The 6,460-nt window shown below is 72.1% G+C and carries 6 protein-coding genes and 1 pseudogene; 5 read left to right on the top strand and 2 right to left on the bottom strand.

The annotated features are described in order from the left end of the window. From IPZ69_RS46095 to IPZ69_RS46105, 3 genes and pseudogenes are all read left to right on the top strand, one after another. Positions 1–396, top strand: a 396-nt coding sequence (locus IPZ69_RS46095; protein ID WP_235460903.1) for a discoidin domain-containing protein, incomplete at its 5' end; no start/stop codon positions are given. A gap of 223 nt (positions 397–619) precedes the next feature. Further along, a pseudogene (locus tag IPZ69_RS46100) lies at positions 620–2,860 on the top strand (glycoside hydrolase family 9 protein); the annotation flags it as partial. A gap of 142 nt (positions 2,861–3,002) precedes the next feature. After that, positions 3,003–3,977 carry a hypothetical protein gene (locus tag IPZ69_RS46105; RefSeq protein WP_235460904.1) on the top strand — a complete coding sequence of 325 codons (975 nt, stop codon included), beginning with the start codon at positions 3,003–3,005 and terminating at the stop codon, positions 3,975–3,977. On the opposite strand, the gene IPZ69_RS46110 is transcribed toward IPZ69_RS46105, so the two are convergent. Together IPZ69_RS46110 and IPZ69_RS46115 are read right to left on the bottom strand one after the other, a co-directional pair. Next, the gene (locus IPZ69_RS46110) at positions 3,974–4,696 is read right to left on the bottom strand and encodes a 2OG-Fe(II) oxygenase (protein ID WP_235460905.1); all 723 of its coding nucleotides are present in this window, start codon (positions 4,694–4,696) and stop codon (positions 3,974–3,976) included. The two genes, IPZ69_RS46105 and IPZ69_RS46110, sit on opposite strands and share 4 nt — an antisense overlap. A gap of 14 nt (positions 4,697–4,710) precedes the next feature. Beyond that, positions 4,711–5,214, bottom strand: coding sequence for a methylated-DNA--[protein]-cysteine S-methyltransferase (locus IPZ69_RS46115; protein ID WP_235460906.1), 504 nt, complete (start codon positions 5,212–5,214; stop codon positions 4,711–4,713). A 160-nt stretch (positions 5,215–5,374) separates the two neighbouring features. Here IPZ69_RS46115 and IPZ69_RS46120 point away from each other — a divergent pair, with 160 nt between their 5' ends. After that, complete coding sequence (locus IPZ69_RS46120; protein WP_235460907.1) at positions 5,375–5,614, top strand: hypothetical protein; 240 nt, start codon at positions 5,375–5,377, stop codon at positions 5,612–5,614. A gap of 3 nt (positions 5,615–5,617) precedes the next feature. Next, entirely contained in the window at positions 5,618–5,995 is a 378-nt protein-coding gene (locus IPZ69_RS46125; protein WP_235460908.1) for a toxin Doc, read from the top strand. Positions 5,996–6,460: the final 465 nt, after the last annotated feature.

The following is a 6,460-nucleotide window of genomic DNA, read 5'->3' on the forward strand; positions in this document are numbered from 1 at the left end:
ACCCTGCCCGCCGCCATGCTGGACGGCGACACGGCGACCGGCTGGTCCAACGCCTTCGCCAAGTCGGCGACGGCCCTGCTGCCCGCCTTCGACGGAGCCCGCCCGAAGGACTGGGTCTCGGTCGACTTCGGCCGTACCCGCTCCTTCGACCGGGTGGCGGTCTCCTTCACGGTGGACGCGACGCACACGCTGCCCGCGTCGGTCGAGGTCGCGGTGGGGGACGGGCACACCTACGTGCCGGTGCGGGGCGCGAGCGTGGACTGGGCCACGGCCTCGGACGCCCCGACGCTGATCACCTTCGCCCCGGCGAGCGGCTCCCGGATCCGGCTGACCCTGACGAGCGCGCACCCGGGTGAGGCGCAGGGGGCGGTGCGGATCAGCAGGTTGGAGGTCTAGGTCCTGCCCGGCGGACCAGGGCGCGGGTGCGCGCCGGCGATCCGACGGGAATGGGTCAGCGCTCCGAAAGGAATGAGTCAGCGGTCCGGACGGGAATGCGGTGCTCCTCGATTCCGTCCCGTTCGGACCGTTGACGGGATGTCATGTCTCGAACACCATGACCTGGACCGAGCATGGGAGCGCTCCCACTGATCCGGGAGCCCGACTTCCGAGGAGCACCGACATGCACCGACCCAGAATCGCCCTGCTCGCCGTGACGGCCCTCCTCGCGGCGGCGTTCACCGCCCTGCCGGCCGCCCCGGCCGGCGCCGACGAGGTCGAGCAGATCAAGAACGGCACCTTCGACACCGGCACCGCCCCTTGGTGGACGACGAGCAACGTCACCGCGGGCCCGAGCGACGGACGACTGTGCGCCGACGTACCGGGCGGCACGACGAACCGCTGGGACGCCGCCGTCGGGCAGAACGACATCACGCTGGTCAAGGGGGAGTCGTACAAGTTCGCGTTCACGGCGTCCGGCGCGCCCGAGGGACATGTGGTGCGGGCGATCGTCGGGCTGCAGGTGGCGCCGTACGACACCTGGTACGAGGTCGGCCCGCAGCTGAGCGCCGCGGGTGACCGCTACACCGCCACCTTCACCTCGCCCGTCGACACCGCGCGGGCCCAGGTCGCCTTCCAGGTCGGGGGCGGCGTCGACGCCTGGCGGTTCTGCCTGGACGACGTGTCGCTGCTCGGCGGGGTGCCGCCGGACGTGTACGAGCCGGACACCGGGCCGCGGGTCAGGGTGAACCAGGTCGCCTACCTGCCGTCCGGGCCGAAGAACGCCACCCTGGTCACCGCGGCCACGACCAGGCTGCCCTGGCGGCTGAGGGACGCCGACGGCACGACGGTCGCCCATGGCTGGACGGACCCGCGCGGCACCGACGCCTCCTCCGGGCAGAACGTCCACTCCATCGACTTCGGCGCGTACCGCGGGCGCGGCGAGGACTTCACGCTGGTCGCCGACGGCGAGACGAGCCACCCCTTCGCCATCGGAACCCGCGCCTACGAGCGGCTGCGCCTCGACTCGCTGAAGTACTACTACACACAGCGCAGCGGCATCGAGATCCGCGACGCGCTCCGGCCCGGCTACGGCAGGCCCGCCGGTCACGTGGGCGTGGCTCCCAACAAGGGCGACACGCAGGTGCCCTGCCAACCGGGCGCGTGCGACTACACCCTCGACGTCACCGGCGGCTGGTACGACGCCGGCGACCACGGCAAGTACGTGGTCAACGGGGGTATCTCCACCTGGGAGTTGCTGAGCACCTACGAACGCTCCCTGCCGGCCCGCACCGGGCGGCCGGCCCGGCTGGGCGACCGCACCCTCGCCCTCCCCGAGAGCGGCAACAAGGTGCCCGACATCCTGGACGAGGCCCGCTGGGAGCTGGAGTTCCTGCTGAAGATGCAGGTCCCGGACGGGCGGCCGCTGGCCGGCATGGCGCACGGCAAGATCCACGACGCGCAGTGGACCGGCCTGCCGCTGCTGCCCAGCGACGACCCGCAGCAACGTGAGCTGCACGCCCCGACCACCCAGGCCACCCTCAACCTGGCGGCCACGGCCGCGCAGGCGGCCCGCCTCTACCGCCCCTACGACCGCGCCTTCGCGGACCGGGCTCTCGCGGCCGCCCGCAAGGCCTGGGCGGCGGCCCGCGCCCACCCCGCGACGTACCCGGACCCGGCCGACGGCACCGGCGGCGGCGCCTACCCCGACACCGACGCGACGGACGAGTTCTACTGGGCGGCGGCCGAGCTGTATCTCACCACGGGGGAGCGGCAGTTCGCCGACAGCGTCCTCGCCTCCCCGGTACACAAGGCCGACATCTTCGGCCCGCTCGGCTTCGACTGGGGCCGCACGGCGGCGGCCGGCCGGCTGGACCTGGCCCTGGTCCCGAACCATCTGCCCGGCCGGGACGAGGTCCGCCGGTCGGTGATCGAGGCCGCCGACACCTACCTGTCCACGCTGCGCTCACAGCCCTACGGTATGCCGTACGCGCCCCCCGACCACCTCTACGACTGGGGCTCCAACGCCCAGATCCTGAACAACGCGCACGTCATCGCCGCCGCCTACGACCTCACCGGCGCCACCGAGTACCGCGACGGCGCGGTCCAGAGCATGGACTACCTCCTCGGCCGCAACGCCCTGAACATCTCGTACGTCACCGGCTACGGCGAGGTCGCCTCCCACAACCAGCACAGCCGTTGGTACGCCCACGAGCTCGACCCGAACCTGCCGAACCCGCCCGCGGGAACCCTCGCCGGGGGCGCCAACTCCAGCATTCAGGACCCCTACGCACAGGCCGAACTGCACGGCTGTGTCGGCCAGTTCTGCTACATCGACGACATCCAGTCCTGGTCGACGAACGAGACGGCCGTCAACTGGAACGCGGCCCTCGCCTGGATGGCGTCGTTCGTGGCGGATCAGGGTGAGCCGCTTTCTGTCCGATCCCGATCGATTGACCGCCAAAGCGGTCTTGGCGGAACTTTTCGGTCGGGATGGGCGTCCAGCCTGGTGAGTTGATCGGTGGGGCGGGCTGACAGCCACGGGGGAGTGGCGGTTGGGGGGGACCGTGAGTATCCGTTTCTGGGTGGTGCTGGGTGCGGCACTGCTGGTGTGGGTGACGGTGACGTCCTGCGGCAGAGGCAGCGGCGTCGGCGTCGGCGCCAAGGTCTCCTGGCAGCCGCTCGGGCTGCCCGTGTCGTTCTCGATCGACGACCAGGGGAACTTCACCGTGTCCCGGAAGTCGTCGATCGTCACCACGGTCGGAGAGTTCTCGCTCGACATCGGACTGACCAAGCACAGAAAGGAGACGAAGGACGGGCCGCACGGCCTCACCGTCGCGGTCCAGCACCCACGGGGAGGGGAGCGGGTCTGGGACATCTACACCGTCTCGGACCGGGACCGGCCGCATGTGTGCGTCAAGGACGCGAGGGTGGTGGACACCGACATCAGTCACATGGGGGACCGCGTCCTGAAGATCTCGATCGTCTCCGGTCCGGGGATCGCGACCCTCCTGAAGGGCGGAACGCCGTGCACGGGCGACACCCGGCCGGCTCCCACACCCCCGCCCACGTCCACACCGACACCCACCCCCACACCCACGGCCGCTCCCACCAGAGCAGCCGACGAACCGAGCTCGACTCCGTCGTCCCGCGCGACGGTGCCCGCGCCGTCCACGCCCGCACCGACGCACACTCCGTCGCCCCGGGCGCAGGGGCCGTCCCCCTGCTTCCGGCACATCGAGGTCGCCTCGATCGAGATCCCCGGCGGGGGTGTCAACGCGATCGGGCCCTACTACGGCAGCCCCACCTGCGACTACGAGGCGATCGAGCAGACCAGCGACGCCTCCTCGCCCGTGGAGGCGCGGGTGTGCGGCGAGACCGACGACGGCGGCCACCCGCCGTGCGACGGGGAATGGACGCGACTGGTCTACTCCCAGTGGAAAACGGTCCTCGACCCGATGGAAGCCGGCCGGCGCTTCCGCATCGAGTTCCGCGCCGACGTGGACGAGAAGATCGACTTCGCGGTCCTCTCCCAACGCTAGGACGCGTCGTGGAACACCAGGCCCAACGTCCGGCGCCGGCCGGAGCGTACGGTGCTCACGCCGTGCCGCATCGCTCCGGCGGACCAGCCCCGGCGGGTGCGGACCGGGCGGTCGCGGGTGGTGAAGACCAGACCGTGGCCCTGCCGCAGGGCGGTCGCGGTGCCCCGGGACTGGGCCCGCGGCCGCTGCTCGACCATCAGGAACTCGCCGCCCGTGTAGTCGGTGCCGTACGCGTCGAGGGCGACGACCACCTGAAGCGGGAAGACGAGGTCGCCGAACACGTCGCGGTGCAGGGCGTTCCAGTCGCCGGGGCCGTAGCTCAGCAGAATCTGCGCCGAGCGATCCTGGCCGGCCGCGTGACAGCGGGTCAGCCAGTCGTCGAGAGTGTCCGGCCAGGGAGCCGGGCGGCCCAGGCGCGCCGCCCAGTCGCGGGCGACGGGCAGCAGTCGCGGGTAGAGCGCGGCGCGCAGCGCGGCCACCGGGGCGGGCAGGTCGTGGGTGAAGTAGCGGTACTCGCCGGAGCCGAACCGGTGCCGGGCCAGGTCGACCGTGGTGCGGAACAGGTCCGGCTTCTCGTACAGGGCGGCCAGCTCGTGGCACTCGGCGGGTGTCAGCAGCGGTGCCGTGGGGGCGCTGCCGTGCACGTCCAGTTCCTCGGCCAGCGCGGCCCAGTCGGTGGCGGCGGCACGGCGGCGGGCCAGGGCGGGGGTGAGCGGCATGGCGGCTCCCTCCGTCACAGGAGGGCCGGCTGCAGCGCGCCCTCGTGCGTGAGCAGCCGCACCTTGCGCTCGACGCCGCCCGCGTAGCCGCGCATCGAGCCGTCCGCGCCGATCACCCGGTGGCAGGGGCGGACCAGCAGCAGAGGGTTGGCGCCCACTGCCGCGCCGACGGCCCGGACCTCGGCCCGCGGCACGCCCAGCCGTTCGGCCAGCGCGCCGTAGGTGGTCGTGGTGCCGTACGGGATCTCGTCCAGCGCCTGCCACACCCGCCGCTGGAAGTCGGTGCCCGCGGCGGCGAGCGGCAGTTCGAACCGGGTGAGCCGCCCCGCGAAGTAGGCGTCCAGCTGACGGACCGGTCCGGCGAACGCGCGGTCGTCGCGCCGCCAGTGCGGCAGGACGGCGGGGGCGCCGCGCTGCCCCGGCACGGACAGGGAGGTAAGGGTGACGCCGTCGGGCGACTCCTCGCCGGTCAGGAGGAGTTCGCCGAGCGGGCTGTCGTGACGGGTGTACACGGTCATCGGAGGTTCCTTCCGCTTGCGTGCCTACGAGTCTGCTGCCCGGCCGGCCGCGTCACCGGCGGGAATCGGACATGGCGCTGGACCGCGGGGGGTACCGCAGCGAGTGGGGGTTGACCTGCGGGTATTTACGCGTGAGTACCCGCGCGGTACCGTGTGGTGCATGCCAGCTCTCAATGTGGAGTTCAGTGAGCGTGAGCTAGAGGACCTGCGACAGATCGCCAAGGAGCGCGGTACGTCGATGAAGGCCCTCGTGCGCGAGGCCGCCGCGGCGGACATCGCCCGGCACCGGGCACTGCAGGAGGGGGCGGAGGCCTTCCGCCGCTTCTTCACGGCGCACGCCGACGAGTTCGCGGCCGCGTTCCCGGACGACGAACCGCCCACGAAGGGCGAGGCAGCCTGAGTGATGCCGCCCGTCCTTCACATCGACGTGCCCTGGCTGCTCCAGCGCCACGAGGAAGTGCTGCCGGACCAGCCCACCGTCGACGACTTCTCCGCGCTCGTCGCCGCCGTCGCCCGGCACCGCGTCGACCCGCCCCGCCTCGGCGTGAACTCCGACCCGGCCTGGCGGGCCGCCGCCCTGTTGCACACCCTCACCCTGCTCAAGCCGCTGCCCGCGGCCAACGCCCGGTTCGCCTGCGCGACCGCCGTGGCCTACATGTTCGTCAGTGGCGTCGGCATCGACCCGCCCTACGGCGCCCTGGTGGACCTGGCCCGCGACCTGATGTCCGGCAAGACGGACGTGTACGGCGCGGCCGACCGGCTCCGCTCCTGGCAGATCTGACCCCACGCGGCCCCGGTCCCCGCCCGGGGCCGGGGCCGTATGGGGAAGTCGCCCCGCCCCCGGGGCCGCCGACCGAGGGCGGGAGGAACGGGGTCGGCGGCCGGTTCTCGCACGGAAGAGCCGCCGTCCCGCGCGGGGCCTTGGAGAAGGGCCGGTTCCCAGTGGACTACCCCGGCGCGCGGGCCGGGAGCGTGCGCGCCGGGTCGACGCGTGCGCGCGCTTCACACGGGGCGCTCGCATTCTCGAATGCCGGTGCGAATGTCGTGCGTGAGCTCGGTTTCTGACTTTCTTTCAAAGCTGTCGATGTCCCACGGGTGCCTTGTTGGCCGTGAGGAAGTTGTGCAAGGGTGAGTCATCTGTACGGGGGAAAATCCGGGTCCCATTCGACCGTTGAGGAACCCGGGTCGAGACCAGGTCGGTGAATTCCGGCTCCCGTACGCGTACCGAATAGGTACGTACCGTAGG

Origin of the sequence: Streptomyces olivochromogenes (assembly GCF_021538895.1) — a bacterium.
GTDB lineage: Bacteria > Actinomycetota > Actinomycetes > Streptomycetales > Streptomycetaceae > Streptomyces > Streptomyces olivochromogenes_A.

Bases quoted from the DNA above. Each gene is read 5' to 3' on its own strand.
- IPZ69_RS46120 (WP_235460907.1), top strand. From the start codon at position 5,375: ATGCCAGCTCTCAATGTGGAGTTCAGTGAGCGTGAGCTAGAGGACCTG.
- IPZ69_RS46115 (WP_235460906.1), bottom strand. From the start codon at position 5,214: ATGACCGTGTACACCCGTCACGACAGCCCGCTCGGCGAACTCCTCCTG.
- IPZ69_RS46125 (WP_235460908.1), top strand. From the start codon at position 5,618: ATGCCGCCCGTCCTTCACATCGACGTGCCCTGGCTGCTCCAGCGCCAC.
- IPZ69_RS46110 (WP_235460905.1), bottom strand. From the start codon at position 4,696: ATGCCGCTCACCCCCGCCCTGGCCCGCCGCCGTGCCGCCGCCACCGAC.